At 38.9% G+C, this 16,363-nt stretch carries 15 protein-coding genes and 2 tRNA genes; 4 read left to right on the top strand and 13 right to left on the bottom strand.

Going from position 1 to position 16,363, the window contains the following annotated elements; all coding sequences use genetic code 11:
• Nucleotides 1-24: 24 nt before the first annotated feature.
• From BN997_RS11945 to groES, 4 genes are all read right to left on the bottom strand, one after another.
• Nucleotides 25-306 (bottom strand): PTS sugar transporter subunit IIB, encoded by a 282-nt coding sequence (locus BN997_RS11945; RefSeq protein WP_042532541.1) that lies wholly within the window; start codon nucleotides 304-306, stop codon nucleotides 25-27.
• Nucleotides 303-2,354: a BglG family transcription antiterminator gene (locus BN997_RS11940; protein ID WP_042532539.1), complete on the bottom strand. Its 2,052-nt coding sequence runs from the start codon at nucleotides 2,352-2,354 to the stop codon at nucleotides 303-305. Before BN997_RS11940 ends, BN997_RS11945 begins: the two co-directional genes overlap by 4 nt.
• 802 nt (nucleotides 2,355-3,156) lie before the next feature.
• A complete protein-coding gene (groL, locus tag BN997_RS11930) occupies nucleotides 3,157-4,788 on the bottom strand; it encodes a chaperonin GroEL (RefSeq protein ID WP_042532537.1) in 1,632 nt (543 codons plus the stop codon).
• A 61-nt stretch (nucleotides 4,789-4,849) separates the two neighbouring features.
• Nucleotides 4,850-5,131, bottom strand: coding sequence for a co-chaperone GroES (gene groES, locus BN997_RS11925; protein ID WP_042532535.1), 282 nt, complete (start codon nucleotides 5,129-5,131; stop codon nucleotides 4,850-4,852).
• Between the two features lie 447 nt (nucleotides 5,132-5,578).
• Here groES and BN997_RS11920 point away from each other — a divergent pair, with 447 nt between their 5' ends.
• Both BN997_RS11920 and BN997_RS11915 read left to right on the top strand, forming a co-directional pair.
• Nucleotides 5,579-6,283 (top strand): CPBP family intramembrane glutamic endopeptidase, encoded by a 705-nt coding sequence (locus BN997_RS11920; RefSeq protein WP_042532533.1) that lies wholly within the window; start codon nucleotides 5,579-5,581, stop codon nucleotides 6,281-6,283.
• A gap of 1 nt (nucleotide 6,284) precedes the next feature.
• Nucleotides 6,285-6,479, top strand: coding sequence for a DUF4305 domain-containing protein (locus BN997_RS11915; RefSeq protein ID WP_042532532.1), 195 nt, complete (start codon nucleotides 6,285-6,287; stop codon nucleotides 6,477-6,479).
• 118 nt (nucleotides 6,480-6,597) lie between these two features.
• Here the strand turns inward: BN997_RS11915 and BN997_RS11910 are convergent, their stop codons facing one another.
• Nucleotides 6,598-7,233 (bottom strand): redox-sensing transcriptional repressor Rex, encoded by a 636-nt coding sequence (locus BN997_RS11910; protein ID WP_042532530.1) that lies wholly within the window; start codon nucleotides 7,231-7,233, stop codon nucleotides 6,598-6,600.
• 357 nt (nucleotides 7,234-7,590) lie between these two features.
• On the opposite strand from BN997_RS11910, the gene BN997_RS11905 reads away from it, so the two are divergent.
• Both BN997_RS11905 and BN997_RS11900 read left to right on the top strand, forming a co-directional pair.
• Complete coding sequence (locus tag BN997_RS11905) at nucleotides 7,591-9,525, top strand: ABC-F family ATP-binding cassette domain-containing protein (RefSeq protein WP_042532528.1); 1,935 nt, start codon at nucleotides 7,591-7,593, stop codon at nucleotides 9,523-9,525.
• Between the two features lie 117 nt (nucleotides 9,526-9,642).
• Nucleotides 9,643-10,803, top strand: coding sequence for a CBS domain-containing protein (locus tag BN997_RS11900; protein ID WP_042532527.1), 1,161 nt, complete (start codon nucleotides 9,643-9,645; stop codon nucleotides 10,801-10,803).
• Between the two features lie 97 nt (nucleotides 10,804-10,900).
• On the opposite strand, the gene BN997_RS11895 is transcribed toward BN997_RS11900, so the two are convergent.
• The 8 genes from BN997_RS11895 to BN997_RS11860 all read right to left on the bottom strand — a co-directional run bounded on the left by BN997_RS11895 (nucleotide 10,901) and on the right by BN997_RS11860 (nucleotide 16,244).
• Nucleotides 10,901-12,073 carry an FtsW/RodA/SpoVE family cell cycle protein gene (locus BN997_RS11895; protein ID WP_042532526.1) on the bottom strand — a complete coding sequence of 391 codons (1,173 nt, stop codon included), beginning with the start codon at nucleotides 12,071-12,073 and terminating at the stop codon, nucleotides 10,901-10,903.
• Nucleotides 12,074-12,234: 161 nt separating this feature from the next.
• Nucleotides 12,235-13,245 carry a tRNA (adenosine(37)-N6)-threonylcarbamoyltransferase complex transferase subunit TsaD gene (tsaD, locus tag BN997_RS11890; protein ID WP_042532524.1) on the bottom strand — a complete coding sequence of 337 codons (1,011 nt, stop codon included), beginning with the start codon at nucleotides 13,243-13,245 and terminating at the stop codon, nucleotides 12,235-12,237.
• The gene (gene rimI / locus BN997_RS11885; protein ID WP_042532522.1) at nucleotides 13,242-13,691 is read right to left on the bottom strand and encodes a ribosomal protein S18-alanine N-acetyltransferase; all 450 of its coding nucleotides are present in this window, start codon (nucleotides 13,689-13,691) and stop codon (nucleotides 13,242-13,244) included. Before rimI ends, tsaD begins: the two co-directional genes overlap by 4 nt.
• A complete protein-coding gene (gene tsaB / locus BN997_RS11880) occupies nucleotides 13,688-14,392 on the bottom strand; it encodes a tRNA (adenosine(37)-N6)-threonylcarbamoyltransferase complex dimerization subunit type 1 TsaB (RefSeq protein WP_042532520.1) in 705 nt (234 codons plus the stop codon). Before tsaB ends, rimI begins: the two co-directional genes overlap by 4 nt.
• A 10-nt stretch (nucleotides 14,393-14,402) precedes the next feature.
• Complete coding sequence (gene tsaE, locus BN997_RS11875) at nucleotides 14,403-14,849, bottom strand: tRNA (adenosine(37)-N6)-threonylcarbamoyltransferase complex ATPase subunit type 1 TsaE (RefSeq protein ID WP_042532518.1); 447 nt, start codon at nucleotides 14,847-14,849, stop codon at nucleotides 14,403-14,405.
• Nucleotides 14,850-14,861: 12 nt separating this feature from the next.
• Nucleotides 14,862-15,821: a thiamine-phosphate kinase gene (gene thiL / locus BN997_RS11870; protein ID WP_042532517.1), complete on the bottom strand. Its 960-nt coding sequence runs from the start codon at nucleotides 15,819-15,821 to the stop codon at nucleotides 14,862-14,864.
• A gap of 216 nt (nucleotides 15,822-16,037) precedes the next feature.
• A tRNA-Asp gene (locus BN997_RS11865) sits at nucleotides 16,038-16,114 on the bottom strand.
• 53 nt (nucleotides 16,115-16,167) lie between these two features.
• Nucleotides 16,168-16,244, bottom strand: a tRNA-Met gene (locus BN997_RS11860).
• Nucleotides 16,245-16,363 lie beyond the last annotated feature (119 nt).

The raw sequence follows: 16,363 nt of genomic DNA, 5'->3' as shown, positions 1-16,363 counted from the left end.
CCTCCTTTTTCAGTTAAGCAGTTTTTATAGATAACCTTTTTCACGCACCACTTTCTCTACTTTTTCACGCAGCTCATCCATATCAATAATACTTTCTAAAACCACAACCTCACCTAAATGACCTCCGCCATCAGCAATATCCTTAGCAAGGAAAAAGACATCCGCATCTCCAGGCGTTGCAGAACTCAAATCTGAATGAGCAACCTCTATACCTTCTACACCTAATTCTTGTAGAATCTGATTAATATTCATTTCTACCATAAAACTTGTACCTAATCCTGACCCACACACTGTTAAAAATTTCATAATACCTTCTCTCCTTCTTGGATAATAGATATAATTTCATCTATAGATTTTGTTTCTTTTAAACGGGTAATTAAAGTTTTATTCCCTAATATTTTGGTTAACTGGGCCAAAGCTTTTAAGTGCGCTTCATTGTCCACTGCAGCTAAGCAAATGAATACATCAATTTGATGATCCTCTTTACCTAATAATGCAATGGGCTGTTTTAACTTCAGCAGCGACATCCCCAATTTATTCACACCATTTTCAGGTCTTGCATGTGGAATACCTACACCCTTGCCAACATGGATGTAAGTTCCTAATTCTTTCACATTTTTTATCATCGCCTCTACATATGATTCTTGAATAATATGCTGATCAAGTAATGGAATAGAAGCTTTACGAATTGCTTCTTCCCAGTCAAGTTTCTCTTCAGTAAATTGAATCATATCTTCGGTTAGTAATTCGGATAACATCGGTTTATACACCTCTTTCTGATTACTTGTTGCGTAAAATAATTGAACGAGATTTCCGTACAGTTTTTCTTCATTGGTGACTGTTGCATTTTTTTTGATAACACTCATAATCTCATCAATCATCAAATGCTTTGATTGACTCGATAAATTAGGAAAATGTCTATAAACCGATTGTAGTAAATGTTTTTTCTCCACCAGGGTCATCAAAGGCTTCACTACAAATGTCGGCTTTGGAGATTCTACCGGTATGGTTGAAAATACTAAATCATAGTTTTGTACAGATATATCTGTAAATTGATCCCCATTAAACACCTCAGAGAAATAAATTTCAGGAAACAATTCTTTCAGCTGAGAAGCCAGCATCATGGATGAACTGATTCCATTTGCACAGACAATTAATCCGGTAATTCGCCCAATCTCCATTGTATTTTGGCGATCAATAATACTGCCAAAATGCATGGTGAAGAATCCAATTTCATCATCACTTATTTCTTTTTTTGTCCAACTTGCTAATGGCGACAAGGAGCGTTTTACAAATTGGAATAGCTCAGCATACTCTGATTGAATCGTCGTTGACAACGGATTATGAAAAGGAATTTCAAATAAAATTCGGAAATATGCAGGCACTAAATGATTAAACAAACTCTCTTTTAAAAGCTGTTTATTCTTCACAGGAAGGAGCGTATTTTTTTCAAATTCTTCAATAATCTTCTCAGATAATGTTAAAAGTCCTGGGTTGTCAACTCGTTGAATATGTTCGATTGCTGTTAATAATAAAATCGTTATCAGATATATTTCGTTTTCAGAGCTGTCTTCTCCATACAGCTGTTTGAAAAGAGAACTTACCAAACAAAATAATGATTGATTTTCTAACAGCTTCTTCTCATTCTCTGAAAAGAATAGGACTCCTTTTTCACCTGCTTGAAAAAATGTAAAATAATAAATCAATTCAATTTTTCTTGTTTTTACTAATTGCACCCCGTGTTCTGCAAGCCATTTTTGCATGACATCATTTGTCCGGTTTAAAAAATTTTCCTGATCCCATGCTCTAAGAATATAAATGATAAATTCTTCTCCCATAGATTGGCTTAATAATTGATGGATGCATGAAATGACGCTTCTCCGCTTCTCCATCTCATTTCCTTCAATACAATATCCTTCATTTCGGCTGTACCTGAAGGTCAGTCCTTTTTCCTGACAATGCTTTTTCAACCTGCGTACATCACTTAATGCGGTATTTTTACTTACTTTAAACAGAGATTGCAAGTGAAAATTAGATACAGGCTCTTTTCGGATATAAACATAGAGATAAATCATGTAAAATCGGTTATCCTCTGAAAAATTATATTGTCCTATGCTCCTATCAGAATGTAATTTTTCTCTTAAAATCTCTCTGGCTTCTTTCGAGATTTGAAAGCGTTGGTGGCTAATTTTTAACTTCGGAATGTTGAAATCTTCCAAAATTCCATTTACCTTCTCAAAATCATACATCAACTGTCGATCAGATAATTTTAACTGTTGCATCAACTCCAGCTTTGTAATCTGTTCATGGTTCATTAATTCTTCAACTAGTCGAATCGAGCGCTGATCTAACATGTTACTATCACCTCTCAATATAATTATAAAACGCTTACAACATTGTCACAACAACGTTTAGGCACAACTTATGATGAATATATTGACATAGATTGTGCTTTCCTTTTCTGGAATTGATTCTAATTCTAAGGTACTCTCAGCACTTTCAACGTCTAAATATAATGTTGATTCCGTTAGCCTTGAAATGGTCTGTTATCAATTTCAATAAAAATGAAATAAAGATAACCAAAACTTTATATAATGAAGATAATAGTATAAGAAAGTATGTTTTGATTTCCCCAAAAACAGACGGTTCTATTCGAACATTTGAAATCAGGAAAGAAATCATGAATTTATTGCGTAGTCATAAAAAAGACAACTAAAAACTCAATCCGTATTTAAAGATAGATTAGAGGAGTTTCATGATGCAAATTTTGTTTTTACTATGTTGACGGTTATCCATTTATACAAAAAATGTTAACACTCGAATGACGCGACTTTTAGCTTATACAAATATTAAAAGTACGCAACACAATATATATTCCGCCACTCTCATGTAAGTATGTTAACAGAGCAAGGGGGTGACTTAGCAACTATCATGGAAAAAGTAGGGTATGATGATATGCCAACTACAATAAGAATTTATACACATGTCACAAAGAAAATAAAAAAAGACGCTTCCGCAAAAGTGAAAACTTTATACGAAAACGTCCTTCAAGATATTATTTTAAAATAAAATGTTACCTTTTTGTGATATTTTTAGAGTTTCATCAACACTATAAAGCTCCAAAACCCTTCTATATCAATATTCAAGGCGGGATAATTACATCATCCCAGGCATACCGCCCATGCCGCCCATATCAGGCATTCCGCCGCCTTCATTTTCATCCGGCTTATCTGCTACGACAGCTTCTGTAGTTAAGAACATTGCTGCAACAGATGCTGCGTTTTGAAGCGCGTAACGAGTTACTTTCGTTGGGTCTACGATTCCAGCCTCAACCATGTTTACCCATTCGTCTGTTGCTGCATTGTAGCCGATGCCTACTTTTTCGCCTTTTAGACGCTCTACAATGATAGAACCTTCCAGTCCAGCATTATGAACGATTTGACGAACCGGCTCTTCTAGTGCACGAAGTACGATGCTCGCACCAGTTGCTTCGTCGCCTTCTAAGCTAAGTTCGCTTACTTTTCCGTGGATGTTCACAAGGGCGGTACCGCCACCAGGAACCATTCCTTCTTCTACACCTGCACGCGTAGAGTTCAGTGCATCCTCAATGCGAAGTTTACGTTCTTTCAATTCTGTTTCTGTAGCTGCACCAACTTTAACGACAGCAACACCGCCAGCTAATTTTGCCAGGCGCTCTTGTAATTTTTCTTTATCGAAATCAGAAGTTGTTTCTTCTGCTTGTGCACGGATTTGTGCCACACGGCTGGAGATTGTTTCTGGGTCTCCTGAGCCTTCTACGATTGTTGTATCATCTTTGGTTACGACAACTTTAGAAGCACGTCCTAATTGCTCAATGCTTGTTGATTTAAGATCCAGTCCAAGGTCTTCTGTAATTACTTCTGCACCAGTCAGTACAGCGATATCCTCAAGCATTGCTTTACGGCGGTCACCGAATCCTGGAGCTTTCACAGCTACCGCGTTGAATGTACCGCGTAATTTGTTTACTACTAAGGTAGCAAGTGCTTCGCCTTCAACATCTTCTGCAATCATAAGAAGCGGTTTGCCTTGTTGAACAACTTGTTCTAACACTGGCAGTACTTCCTGGATATTTCCAATTTTCTTATCTGTAATCAAGATATATGGATCTTCTAGTACAGCTTCCATTTTATCTTGGTCAGTAACCATATAAGGAGAAGAGTATCCGCGATCGAATTGCATCCCTTCTACTACTTCAAGCTCTGTGTTGAAGCCTTTTGATTCTTCAATGGTGATAACACCGTCATTGCCTACACGTTCCATTGCTTCTGCAATCAATTGACCTACTTCGCCGTCGCCTGAAGAAACAGCTGCAATTTGGGAAATTGCTTCTTTGCTTTCGATTGGCTGAGAAATGCCTTTTAATTCTTGCACTGCCAGCTCAACTGCTTTTTCGATACCGCGGCGGATTCCAACTGGATTTGCACCGGAAGTTACGTTTTTAAGTCCTTCACGAATCATTGCTTGAGCAAGTACAGTTGCTGTAGTTGTACCGTCACCTGCAACGTCATTTGTTTTAGATGCTACTTCGGATACAAGCTGCGCACCCATGTTTTCAAATGCATCTTCTAATTCGATTTCTTTTGCAATGGTTACGCCATCATTTGTAATTAATGGAGAACCGAATTTTTTATCTAAAACCACGTTGCGGCCTTTTGGTCCTAAGGTTACTTTTACTGCATCTGCTAAGGTGTCCACACCACGCAGCATTGCGCGTCGTGCGTCTTCACTAAATTTAATGTCTTTAGCCATGTTAATCTTCCTCCTTCAAATTGATTCACGGTTTCATTAAAGATTCATCGTATATTTTTGATTAGCCTACAATCGCTAAAATATCATTCTCACGAAGAATTAAGTATTCTGTACCTTCATATTTCACTTCGGTACCAGCAAATTTAGAGAAAATAATGCGGTCTCCTTCAGAAACTTCCAGTGCCACTTTTTTCCCATCTTCCACACGTCCAGATCCTACTGCAACTACTTCACCTTCTTGCGGTTTTTCCTTTGCAGAGTCTGGAAGTACGATTCCGCTTGCTGTTGTTTCTTCTTGTTCAACAAGTTTGATAACAACACGATCTCCTAATGGTTTAATCATGTAGAATTGCCTCCTTAATCCCAAATCATTTTATTTTTTATTAGCACTCTATACACTTGAGTGCTAACTCCAATTATTATAATAATTAATTCTTGGAAAAAATGCAAGCACGATGATGATGAATTTTTAGAAAAACTTGTATTCGCTTGTTCTTCAGCGAATCCTTCGTTTTTCTTATACTGCTCCATCGTGTTAGAAAAACTTAGATTCGCTTGCTTTTCAGTGAATCCTCAGTTTTTTTATACTGCTCCATCGTGTTAGAAAAACTTGTATTCGTTTACTTTTGAAGATAACTTCTACTTTTCACTTTCTGCTTTCTTATTTTAACCCTTGTTTATTTTCTTTTTCAATGTTTCATGCATGATTTGATGTACTTTTGATTATAATTTTCAGTAACAGTTGTGTTAGAATATATCCTATGGCGATAATAGTTGAAGGAGCGTTTTTATGACTCGAAGATATACATATGTCATTCTCACATATATCATTATGCAATTTTCTGTTTTACTTATGGCCCCGCTGATTACATCCATATTTGGTGTAAACCTTGCGCTTGCCAGTATTTATTGGTCTGTCTTTAGTTTCACTCTTGGCCTTGTTATTGTTCTCTGGCTCTTAAAGCCTGATATGCAGGTCCGGGCTCATCCAGATGCTGTCGGGATCGGCGGTATTATTGTCTGGTCTGTTCTGGGAATTATTATGGCCCTTCTTTCACAAGGGCTGGCTGCCACCATTGAAATGGAGCTATTTGGAATCGATCCCGGTTCAGAGAATACCCAAGGCATTATGAACATGGCACGGGCTGTGCCAATTTTTATTGTTCTTCCGGCAATTTTGGCGCCTATTTTAGAAGAAATCATTTTCCGGAAAATTATATTTGGTTCGCTGTATAAAAAAATGAACTTTTTCTTTGCGGCTTTAATTTCTTCTCTTATTTTTGCCGTGATTCATACAGATTTTCTGCATATACTAGTATATGCTGCGATGGGCTTTGTTTTTGCATTCCTTTATGTACAAACAAAACGAATTCTTGTACCTATCATCGTACATGCCGGGATGAACACCCTTGTCGTGCTGGCTCAGCTTTCCTTAGATCCAGAAGAAATTCAAAAACGACTTGACCAATTACAACTCATATTCTTTGGAGGTTAACATGCATCAGCCTTATTTAATAAAAGCCATTCTTTATGTTTTATTCGGTGTTTTATTTATTTATGTCGGGGTTCTCAGCAAGGGAGAATCCGTCTGGGATACAGTTCCCCTTATATTCGCCGGATTTGCAGCTTTAACCTTCTATGCCGGCTTCCGGATGCTGCGATTCTATTTTAAAGTAAAGAATAAAAAATAAAAAACTAGCTCTTAGGCAGGAAGCTTCTTAAATTTAGAAGTTCTGTAAAGAGCTAGTTTTTTGCAATTAGAAAGCAGAAGATTGGTTAAGAAAACATTATGGAGCTTCTGTGCATATCCTACTCCTCTTCTAAGGAATAATGCTTCAAAAAGTATACAAGTGATTGCAATTCTACTGTTAAATCAATGTGATGGACACGAATATAGTTTGGAACGGTAATACGTGCCGGCGTGAAATTAAGAATACCTTTAATACCGAGCTCCACAAGGCGGTTCGCAGCGGCATCTGCTTCTTCTGCAGGTATTGTTAAAATAGCAACTTCAATTCCGCTTATTTTATCCTCTAATTCATTCACATGATACACGGGAACACCGCCAACTTCCGTGCCTACCTTGGAATCATCCGTATCAAACGCCATCGTGATACGAATATTATTGTTCTTTAAAAAGTTATAATGCAAAAATGCAGTTCCCAGGTTTCCAACACCAATTAAAGCAACATTCGTTATCTCATGCTGGTCCAGTGTACTTTTAAAGAACCCTAATAGATACTCCACATTATATCCGTATCCTTTTTTCCCAAGTGCACCAAAATAGGAAAAGTCTCTGCGGATCGTTGCAGAATCTACTTTAACAGCCTCACTTAACTCTTTGGAAGATACACGCATCTTCCCTTGCTGATATAAATTATTTAAAAATCGGTAATATAAAGGCAAACGCTTTGCTGTTGCCTGCGGGATTTTATTTTGTTCCATTTGAAACGGCCTCTCTTCAATTACTAATGTATAGGAAAACTTACATGTTAAATTATTTCATTTTTTGTACATGGATACTGCCATAATTTTACACGTTCGCTTTCATTATGTTGTAAATAACGCATTTATTCAATAGTACACACTCTATTATATAATTTTAACAGAAATACAGCCAACATAGCGAACTTTATTATAATTTTATTGTAGCTTCTATTTGGATACGTTACACTGATAGAAGGTATTACTTTCCTTTTACAGGATGGTTCAAGAAGACAGGATAAGCAATAACATGCTCGTCACCTTATTTTCATGTGCTTTTTGAACAGCTTTTTTTACGAGTCAGAAAGGATGGCAACGATGATTTTAATGCAACTAAATGGAATCTCTAAATCCTTTGGAGCAGAAGAGATTCTAGCTAATATAAAAATGGAAATAAAAGATAATGAACGGATTGCAATAGTCGGCCGCAATGGAGCCGGAAAGTCAACACTTCTCAAAATCATGGCAGGAGAAATGCCTTATGACGGCGGTGAGATCTTCCAGCCGAAAGACCTGACATTCGGCTATCTCTCACAGCATATGACGTTAGAGTCCGGAAAAACCATCTGGCAAGAGATGCTGGATGTATTTTCGCCTCTGCTTGCCATGGAGAAAAAATTACGTGAACTGGAAGCACAGATGGCAGACGCCTCCAATATGGAAGCATCTGATTATCAACAGCTGCTCGAAAGATATGATACGCTTCAAAATGAATATCAATCAAATGGCGGATATACGTATCAAGCGGAAATAAAATCTGTGCTCACCGGGTTGTCCTTTGGTGATTATGATTACGATACATTAATTACCGATTTAAGCGGCGGACAGAAAACAAGACTTGCCCTCGGTAAGCTTCTACTGCAAAAACCGCAGCTGCTTATTCTCGATGAACCGACGAACCACTTAGATATTGACACACTTACATGGCTCGAAGGCTATTTAGTAAGCTATCCAGGTGCTATCATTATTGTTTCCCATGACCGCTACTTTTTAGACAAAACTGTATCAATTGTTTATGAAATTTCCAGACATCATTCTAAAAAGTTCCACGGAACATACAGTAACTACTTAGCTCAAAAAGCGCTTGATTATGAGCAGGAGAAAAAAGAATTTGAAAAACAGCAGACAGAAATTAAACGGATGGAAGATTTTATTCAGCGTAACTTAGCACGCGCTTCTACGACGAAACGTGCCCAGAGCAGACGGAAAAAGCTTGAAAAAATAGATCGTCTTGATCACCCAGCCGGTGATGAATCCTCCGCATCAATTTCCTTCCAAGTGAACCGGCAGAGCGGAAATGATGTATTAAAAATAAAAGATTTAACCTTTCAATATCCTGATACGGATCAGCCGATTTTCAAAAACATCACGCTGCATGCTAACCGGGGCGACCGTATCGCATTGGTAGGCCCAAACGGTGTCGGCAAAACCACCTTATTAAAAAATATTGTCGGCAAGTATCTGGCAAATCAAGGTGAGATCCAGCTCGGGACGAATGTTCAAATCGGCTACTACGATCAGGAGCAGGCAAACCTTCACTCAAATAAAACTGTTCTGCAGGAGCTGTGGGATGATTATCCATTGATTAATGAGAAAGACATTCGTACAATCCTCGGGAATTTTCTATTCTCTGGCGAGGATGTCTTAAAACCTGTGTCCGCCTTAAGCGGCGGTGAGAAATCAAGGCTTGCTCTGGCAAAATTAAAAATGCAAAAAGCAAATTTGCTTATCCTTGATGAGCCGACCAACCATTTGGATATCGACAGCAAAGAAGTATTAGAAAGTGCTTTAATTGATTTTCCAGGAACTATTCTTTTTGTTTCTCATGACCGTTATTTTATTAACCGGATTGCCGATCAAGTTGCAGAAATGCAGGCAAGCAGTGTAAAAATATATCTTGGTGACTATGATTATTATTTAGAGAAAAAAGCAGAGGAAGAGGAACGAAGGCTGTTACAGCTGCAAAATCAGCAGAAGGTAACAGAAGAACCGGCAGCTTCAGCAAAAAAACGCAGCTTTCAGGAAGAAAAACAGCGTCAGCGGGAGGAACGCAAACGCAAGCGCCGTATTGAAGAGCTGGAAACAAGCATTGAACAGCAGGAAGAAACCATTGCAGCCATTGAACTGGAGATGACCAAGCCAGACGTCTTTGATGACCATAAAAAGACAATGGAACTAACCAATAAATTATCGGCTTTAAAAGAAGAGTTGGATCAGTTCATGGAGGAATGGGCAGAATTAGAAGAGAATTAAGCAATTGATATAATTTTCAGATTGTTGTATACTGAAAACAGGTAGAACCAATGCCTGTTTTTTTACTTAAATCAACATAGTAAACTATTCAATTCGATAAACGGAGGTTGTTATCCCGTGGCGATACCCATCGTTACTTTTTTAGTTTTCATTCTTGCCAGTTTGATGTACTATGCTATCAAAGAAACAATGCTATCTCAATCAACCGCAGCAGAAGTACGTTCCCATTCCTTTCTTCGTTTCCTTCGCTTTGCCGTGATATTTATCGGCCTTTTCAGCAGTGTATGGCTTACTGCGGCTGTCACTCTTCCGCTTGGTCAGGCTTTCTTTCACTCGGTTTTACCTTTTTCACAAAATCTAAATGAGTTTATGATTCTTTTTGGCTCCAGTCTGCTTTTATTTGGCTTGTGGGTCAGCTTAGGACAACTTTTGCCTAAATGGCTGGCAAATCATCATTCTCAGTTTATTGCACAAGGATTATCTCGGCTGATTCCCCATACCTTTACGAATAAAATGAGTGAGGAAGCAACATGGTCAGATAATCATCAGGAAGCTCAAAATATTATCGAATTCAGCGGCAAGGATGTAGGTGAAATTGCAACGCATCGTACGGATTTAACCGTTCTGCAAATAGATGCAACCATGGAAGAAGTATTTGCTGCTGTGCAAGAAACCGAATTTACAAGAATACCAGTTTATAATGAAGATATTGACGAAATCGCTGGGATATTACATGTAAAAGATTTCTTTCGAAGTATGAAATCAGGTGGATCTCCTGCTTTCTTTACTCTTCATCATATTATTCGCCCTGCTGTATACATCAGAATGAATCAAGAAATGGATGAAGTTTTTAAGGATATGAGGGAAAGAGATTACAGCATCGCCATTGTTCTCGATGAATTTGGAGGAACATTTGGGTTAATTACTTTGGAAGATATTATCAGAGACATAGCGAAAGACTTGTTAGGAGAACAGAAGTCAATGGCAACAGAGTCAAAGGACATCCTGCCGCTTTCCGGTAATCGTTATCTGATTAACGGGTCGGTCAGCCTGTTTATATTAGAGGGAACACTTGGAATCACTTTTCCAATCGATACACCGCATCAGACGTTGGACAGCTTTTTATCGGAATTAATGAAACAGCAGCCTGACAATCCAAACACGATACACTATAAGCATTTATTATTTACTGTACATTCTGCAAAGGACAATCCTATTGAATCTGTGGTTGTTACAGTATATGATGAGGATTTGATGGGACAGCAATTTACCGGCTGATTTTATATAAAATAGAAAGAAGTGCTTGGATATGGTATTCCAAGCACTTCTTTCTATTTTAATTACATGTTCAAATTTTGTTCCTGATGCCATCCTTTTATTTAAATAAATAGTCATTCTGTATCGTTTCTTCCACAGCAACGCGATAAACGACCGCCATACCCAGCATGGTCGACATCACCGAACTTCCTCCGTAGCTTATCAGAAGCAAAGGAATCCCGGTAACTGGCATGATTCCTACTGTCATGCCAATGTTTTGAAAGACGTGAACAAGCATCATGCTCAAAAAACCAAAACAGAAATAAGCGCCAAATGGCGAGTGCTTATAAATATTTAAGCCGAGCGTTACCAGTTTATATAAAAGCATAAAATAAAGCAGAACAACAAAAGCGCTGCCGACAAAACCAAAGCTTTCTCCAATAACAGAGAAGATAAAATCAGTTTGGGCTTCCGGATAATTTACTTCCACGCTTCCTATTCCCTTACCAAATAATTGCCCTGACCCGAGCGCCATATGTGAGCGTTCAAAGTGATAATTAGCATCTGGTGACTGCTGTGACGGGTCAAACCATGTCATTACACGATCAATTTGATAGGGCGCTACTCCAATTGTCTCTTCCGCAAATTCCGGAAATTCAATGATAACGAATAAAGCACTGGCTATAACAGCAACTCCTACAATAATTAGAGAAAAGATGATTCTCCAATTAATCCCGGATAAAATAATCAGCATGCCGGCAATAAATAAATATACCATGGCCGTACCGAAATCCGGCTGCAGCATAATTAAAAATACCGGGATAGCTGTATACAGTAATAGCTTACCAAGAAGCTGTATATCAGTCTTTAACGTACTTACTTCAAATTTTTCTTTATGTCTGCTGATGACTGCCGATAAAAATAATATAGTTGATATCTTAACGAACTCTGCCGGCTGCAGCGTCAATCCTGGTATAAAGGTATACCAGCTTTTCGCACCGTTTATTTCTCTCGCAATAAAGTCTGGACTGATAGGGATAAGCGCCAGCAGCACAACCCCGCCTATATAAATGTAGAGGCTTGTTTTATATAACTGCTCTAAGTCTAAAAACTGAATAGCAGCAATCATACCGACTCCAATTGCGTAAAAGAGCATTTGCCGTATCAGAAAGTTTGTACTATATTGTTCCAGCTGCTGTGCATTGTACACGGCCAGAAAGCTTATTATTGCGAAAGCAATCAATAATAAGATTAAATCGGTTTGAAAATAATAATTTTGTTTTTTATTCATCGGATTCCCACCAAATTTCTCCTGTCGCTACCCTTGATTTTCATGAGCCAACCTCATAAGATAAGCTGTTATCATTAATGATAAATTCAACATAATCCATTATGTTACATAAAAATCAATCTGCATTCTTGCAAATCACAAGCTTTCATTATTTACTATTTCTATTCTAACATTAAAGAAGGATTTGCGTTTAAATCAAGTGCTTTAAATTTTTCTTTTTCATACAAAATCGTTCCGGCCGCCGCAATCATAGCGGCGTTATCTGTACATAAATGAATCGGTGGAATGTACAATTCCGTATCTGTATGATTAAAACGATTTTTCAAGCTTTGCCGCAAGCCTTTATTCGCTGCAACACCGCCCGCAACAATGACCTGTTTCACCTTATACTCCTGTGCTGCCCGGTATGTTTTTTCAGTCAATACGTCAATTACACTTTGTTGAAAGCTCGCAGCAACATCTGCGGGATTCAGGGTTTCCCTGCGCTGTTCAGCGTTATGGAGCGTATTGATAACTGCTGACTTTAAGCCGCTGAAGCTAAAGTCATAGCTTCCTTCTTCCAGCCACGCACGCGGGAAATCAATCGTATCCTTCCCTTCTGCACTTAAACGGTCAATTTGCGGCCCTCCCGGGTAAGGAAGCTTCAGCATTCTTGCTACTTTATCATAGGCTTCTCCAGCCGCATCATCTCTTGTTTCACCAATTAATTCATAATCATAATGATCTTTCATAATAACCAGCTCTGTATGCCCTCCAGAAACAATCAGGGCCAATAACGGAAAAGCAAATTCATTTTCTAAACGGTTTGCATAAATATGCCCGGCAATATGATGAACACCAATAAGCGGTTTATTTTTTGCAAAGGCAAGAGCTTTCGCAGCATTGACCCCGACAAGAAGGGCGCCTACTAAGCCCGGGCCTTCTGTGACTGCAATTGCATCGATATCCTCCCAGGTTACGTCCGCCTGATTCACTGCTTCCTCTAAAACCATCGTCATTTGTTCGACATGATGTCTGGAAGCTATTTCAGGAACCACACCGCCGAATCGCTTATGGCTTTCAATTTGTGAGGCAACCACATTTGAAAGTATTTCACGTCCGTTCTTTACAATAGATGCAGCCGTCTCATCACAGCTTGTTTCTATACCCAATATCATTGTATCTTTTTTCATTTTAAATTCACCCACATTACAATAGCATCTTCAAAATTATCCGTGTAATAATGCTTTCTAATCCCGCCAGGTACAAGCCCGAATTTTTTGTATAGAGATTGTGCAACGGTATTTGAAACACGAACCTCTAAGGAGAGACGCTCCACCCCGTTACCGGTCATAAATGTCGTAACATATCCAAACAGCTTTTCCCCGATTTTGCGCCCGCGCATATCGGGATGAACAGCAAAATTTGTAATCTGCCCATCTTCAAATACAACCCATGAACCAATATAGCCGACAATTCTGTCCCTTAGGCAGGCTACAAAATAATAAGCATGATCATTTTCACATAGCTCTTTATGAAAAATCTCTGCATCCCACGGTCCTGTAAAAGCAGCTTCTTCCACTTCCATTACTCCCGGAACATCCTCCAGATTCATCTGACGAATAACAAGCTCACTCATGAATCTGCTTGTTCCTTCTGCTGTTTTTGCCAATTTGCTTCTGCCTCTGCCAAACGAAGATAGTTCGGAACGAGCGCATGCACAGAATCAGCTTCTCTTTCTCTTCCCAGCAAAGCCAAGTGGGCTGCTCTCGGGAGCTGGAATGATGAATCAGCAATCACAGCCTTATCCTGTAAATGCTCTTTAATAACTTCTTTAAATGCCTCGATATCCTGGCTTAAGAACAAAACGTTTTCTCCCGTTTCTTTCAGTTTTGCCAGCCATTCTGTCATTAAAATATTTTCTTCTTCCATTACCGTTTCAAGCTCTCCATTTTTCCATCGATACGCCCCTGTATAAACTAAACCGCGTCTGGCATCAAAAAACGGACAAATGATTCCATCAAATAAAATCCCCTGGTAAGCGAATGCTTCCAAGCTCGATACACCGATAACCGGTATGTTTAACGCCCAGGCCATTGTTTTGGCTGTAGCCAGACCAATTCGAACACCTGTAAAAGAACCGGGGCCTTTCGCAACGACAATACGGTCTAATTCAGATGGAGTGATATGTACATCCTGCATCAGCTTTTCCACCGCCGGCATTAAACGTACGGAATGGTTCTTAGCAATATTCGTAGTGATTTCACCGATTAATTGTTTATCTTCTAATAATGCCACACTTAAAACCTGATTGGAAGTATCCATCGCAAGTATTTTCATAAAAAAACTCCTAACTTAATGCTTTGACAACTTGTTCAAAATGCTCCCCGAAAGGAGTAAGTGTTATTTCACGCTGATCCGCATCTTCTGTATAATGCAGTTTGATATCCAGCCGTTCCCTTGGAAGAAAATCTTCAATAAAGCTTGCCCATTCAATCACAGTGACACCATCTCCAAAGAAATAGTCATCAAAGCCGATATCCTCCATCGAATTTTCCAAACGATACACATCCATATGATAAAGCGGCAAACGCCCACGGTATTCCTTTACAATTGTAAAAGTCGGACTGCTGATATTCCGCTTGATATCTAATCCCTGTGCCAGACCTTTTGTAAACGTCGTTTTCCCGACACCTAATTGACCTTCAAGCGTCAAAACATCGTTCGGCTGTAATTTTTCAGCCAGCCGGCAGGCAAAATCCTGTGTATCTTTTTCTGTTTTTAATAGCCTCTGCATCAACGCATTCACCTACTTTAAATGTGTATATCCACTTTTCATTAATTTTTTCGTCTCTCCATGCGTCTGAATGAGAACACATGGCTCTTCTGCTTCACGGACATAGCCAATCTGCTGGATAGGCGTATCTGTCTGGACAGCAATTTCCTGTACTCGCGGCCAATGCACCTCTGACACAGTCCCCAGGAGCTCAAAGTCTTCTCCTCCTGACAGCTTCCAGTCATACTGCTGCTCTTTGGAAAACTGTTGAAAACTGTTAGAAACAGGAATTTTTTCTTCTATAATTGTAAGCTCCACATTGGAAGCCTCTGCTATTTCATTTGCTTCACTTGAGATACCATCACTGATGTCATTTAAAGCCACACGGTCTATCTCACATAATCCTGATGCCAATGCCACTCTCGGATTCGGCAGGCGATGACGTTCTATATAGTAGTCTTTATCTTTACATTCCTGTCCTTGCAGCAATATCTCTAATCCTGCTCTGGAATCTCCTAAGGTTCCAGTCGCAAAAACAATATCATTTGGCTCTGCATGGCTTCTGTATCTTGCTTTATTCTCTGGCACGTAACCCATTGCTGTAATCGAGATCATCAACCGTTCACTCGATACCGTATCTCCGCCAATCAAGTCCATTTGATACATCGATGCCAATTCATGCATTCCTTGATAAATCTCCTCTAACGCTGATTGTTTCCATTTTTTTGGGATACACATCGACACCAAATAAAAGGCGGGCTCTGCTCCCATAGCTGCTAAATCACTAATATTGGCAGCCAGTATACGATACCCAATATGAAAGGGAGCCATTGTTTCTAAGGAAAAATGGATATCTTCCACAAACGTATCTACTGTGGTGACAATATCAGATGTGCTGCGGAAAACAGCAGCATCGTCCCCGATTCCTTTAATCAATGCAGGTTGATTATATGTATTGGGTTTAATGGCGTTAATAAATGAAAATTCATCCATGCTATCACCAATTCCTTTATTTTCTACTATTTATCATAGCAAATCAACGGCAAAAAATAAAAATTTATGTCATGCAAATCAATATAAATTATTCCGACGGCCTGTTTTTCTTATTTTCACACACCTAAGCATGCTTGCTTCATTTATTGCATTAAAAAAACACATGTTTCTCATCGGAAACCATGTGTCGCTGATTACTATTATTTTTAAAAATCATGGCGGTCCGGACGGGACTCGAACCCGCGACCTCCTGCGTGACAGGCAGGCATTCTAACCAACTGAACTACCGGACCTAAGTATGTATTCTCTCTTATCCAGTACTTCGATGGTGAATCTGGATCTTATTTGGTTGCGGGGACAGGATTTGAACCTGCGACCTTTGGGTTATGAGCCCAACGAGCTGCCAGACTGCTCCACCCCGCGATGTGAATAATCAATTTTTTTCAATGCCTTATTTAAGGACAAGATTTATTATATCTCTTTTTAGAGAATAATGCAATACCTTTTTAAAACTTTTTCATTTTTATTTGCTTATCTATAAG

Origin of the sequence: Oceanobacillus oncorhynchi (genome assembly GCF_000821065.1) — a bacterium.
Classification (GTDB): domain Bacteria; phylum Bacillota; class Bacilli; order Bacillales; family Amphibacillaceae; genus Oceanobacillus; species Oceanobacillus oncorhynchi.
The sequence above is the reverse complement of the archived record's forward strand: the minus strand, read 5'-3'. Positions and strand labels throughout refer to the sequence as shown.